This window comes from Bacillus sp. NPDC060175 (assembly GCF_042728695.1).
In the GTDB taxonomy this organism is placed as follows: Bacteria; Bacillota; Bacilli; order Bacillales; family Bacillaceae_G; genus Bacillus_A.
In genome coordinates this window covers 1-2,809 of record NZ_JBHWYR010000173.1, presented here as the reverse complement: position 1 = coordinate 2,809, position 2,809 = coordinate 1, and the positions used below count along the sequence as shown (strand labels likewise).

Here is a 2,809-nt window from a genome sequence, read left to right as displayed (position 1 = left end):
CATAAGAAGATCACCTTAGGGTGGTCTTTTTGGTTCTGGTTCAAAAATCATTTAATAACATGACTATCAGGTTAAGAATACAAATCACCCCCAATGCGAAAAAAATGAGCTGAATGATCATAAATAATTGTAGTGAGATAAAAATTTTTATTTAGGGGGTACTTCATAATTTTAGCTTGATAGCGATGGGGTACCGCCAGCATTTTTTAAAAAAACCACGCTAAGCAAAAACATAAAATAAGCTGTCCATATGGACAGCTTATTTACATAATTTTCGTTATTGGTAGCAAGATTAAGGGGGAACTCTACACTCACAAGGGAAGCTCCTTTTTTCGCTCTATGGACCTATGCATTTTTAAATGACTGCTTAACTGAAAAAGCCAATTCCAATGGAATCAGCTTTTTTCTCGCTTTGTTGCTATTTTATTATCTCGATTTTCCCATTATTTGAATTTAGTTTAACTAAATTTTCACCTTTACCAATAACAACATTTTCTTTATATTTATTGAGAATATCGATTCCCCCATTATTACTATGAACATCAAAGGTTGTATTGGTTGGCTCCTTATCTGTTTTAATCATAATCTTCGCATTGCGACTTTTCAATTGAATATTCCGATCCAAGTCTTTTGTGACAAGGGAGATTTCTCCGTTTTTCGATTCCCCTATCAGATTTCCCTCTACATTATTAAGTTCTACTCTTCCATTAGCAGAATTCACTTCAACCTTTTCAGATATGATATCTTTTAAGTCAATTTGGCCATTTTGTGATTCCACGTTCAGACTCTTTATGTCCAATTCAGCCATTTCTACTTTTCCATTAGCACTTTTAACGACAAACGACTTATAAGATTTCTTGGGCACATACACTTTTAAATGTAACGATTGATTATGAAAACCAATGTAAAAGGAGCGTTGTTCTTTTAATGTAACCGTAAGTTTCTTTCCTTCCACATTTGCAGAAAGATTCAGCTTAGAAGCTTTCACTTCTTTTGATACTAACTCTATATTAGTATCCGTACCTGTCGTTGGGATGATTTCAACAGTTGCATTTTGAGCGATAACATCTACATCCGTTACCTCATCTGAAATCGATTTTTTCTCTATTTTCGTTTCCTTAATTATTGATTGAGAAAATGTAAACAAGCCCCCTACTACACCGACTAATAATAGAGATAGTGCAATAATAGATAATTTTTTAATATTAATCATTTTTCAAACCACCTTTCACAAGAGAAATGTTAAAATTTAAATAACGAATAAATCCCTTAGTTAAAGCACTTGTAGCGATATACATCCCCATTGCAATAAAAAATCCAATTCCGCAAAGACCTAATGCGACGAACAAATCAAATAATAGAAAGTTGCCCCAAACCAGATTAATAAGTACGCCAAACGGGGAAAGAATGAAGGCTATCGCTGATGCCCATCCTGCAATAACAACCCCTACCAACGCGATAAAAGGTCCTAATACAATTACTAAGTTAAAAAATCCTAAACCAATAACTGCCCAAGTAGCTCGCATTACATTTACAGCAGAAGTTGTTTGCTCGACTTGATCAAGACGGTAAGATGCCGTTAGTTCCTTGGAAATTTGTTTCGGATTTCCAAGGGATGCTGAAATTTCCTGCTCCGTTTTTCCTTTTTCCATCCCAATCGCGAAATACTCTTCGTAATCTTGTAAAATATCCTGCCGTTCCTCTTGCGAAAGCTTTACTAATGAGGTATTTAATTGTTTCAAAAATTGTTCTTTATTCATTTGCCCGCTCCTTCCTTGATTAAGTGATTGACTCCATTAGAAAACTCGTTCCATTCTGTCAGCAATTCGTGAAGGTATTCCCTACCTTTCTCAGTTAACTTATAATACTTACGCGGCGGCCCTTCTGTTGATTCTTGCAAATATGTCGTAAAATACTCTTCCTTGGTTAATCGTCGTAACAGTGGATAAATCGAACCTTCCGATATCTCGATTTGATCTGAAATCTCCTGAACAAGTTCATAACCATAACGGTCTTGCTTATCCAACAACACAAGAACACACAGTTCCAAGACACCTTTTTTAAATTGTACATTCAATGAACAATCACTCCTTTCTTGAGTGTTTAGGTACTATTCATTGAACAGTACCTAACAGTAAATAATACATCCTTTGTAATAATTTACCACATGCTATTGTTTATTGCAAGGTACCATAAAATTTATTTAAAAACGCCCTTTTTCGGGAGATGGGCAAAAACACCCTAACAAGAATGTGTTCATTTTTGGAAAGCGAGTTTTACATAACTTTATTTGTTTTTATTTAGGTACAGACCGCAAAATGCTGGCGGTACCCCATAAAGTAACTGTTGATCATAGGTATCTTTATGTAAGAAACTATCTAAAAGTTTACATTGAAGGATGAAAAAAGGTTTGAGTATCTAAAATTGTGATTAAGTAGGGATTATTTAATAAAGACGACAGTGATCAGATAATGTTGAACCACCTGATCGCTGTCGTTTTTAATTTTTAAGTTTAATTAAAAAATTTCTTCTTGTTGTTTTTGATGTAGTTAACGACAATTACAAAGTAAATAATAGCTATGAGATTAATTATGCTTAATGTTAAACCTGATGGATTGGACCAGGGAAGTACAAAAAGCCAAAATACTACTAAAATTGAACTTAATACATATAACCATTTGAATGGATCTGTCATTCTTAATTCCCCCATTTTTCCTTCTTTGATGATTTTATCTTTCAAGCAATCATCTCCTTTAATTAATTCATCAATGCTAATGTTGAATAACTCACTTAATGTAATAAGCGTTTC

4 protein-coding genes are annotated in these 2,809 nt (G+C 33.8%); all 4 read right to left on the bottom strand.

Annotation, left to right across the window (positions count from 1 at the left end):
* Positions 1-418: 418 nt before the first annotated feature.
* Positions 419-1,213 (bottom strand): DUF4097 family beta strand repeat-containing protein, encoded by a 795-nt coding sequence (locus ACFWDE_RS30245; RefSeq protein WP_377896361.1) that lies wholly within the window; start codon positions 1,211-1,213, stop codon positions 419-421.
* On the bottom strand, positions 1,206-1,760 hold the full coding sequence (locus tag ACFWDE_RS30240; protein WP_002016723.1) for an HAAS signaling domain-containing protein: 555 nt from the start codon (positions 1,758-1,760) through the stop codon (positions 1,206-1,208). Before ACFWDE_RS30240 ends, ACFWDE_RS30245 begins: the two co-directional genes overlap by 8 nt.
* Positions 1,757-2,077, bottom strand: coding sequence for a PadR family transcriptional regulator (locus ACFWDE_RS30235; protein WP_001102635.1), 321 nt, complete (start codon positions 2,075-2,077; stop codon positions 1,757-1,759). The genes ACFWDE_RS30240 and ACFWDE_RS30235 overlap by 4 nt, the downstream gene beginning before the upstream one ends.
* A 435-nt stretch (positions 2,078-2,512) precedes the next feature.
* Positions 2,513-2,809: transcriptional regulator (locus ACFWDE_RS30230; protein ID WP_377896360.1), on the bottom strand; the 297-nt coding region annotated here is incomplete at its 5' end.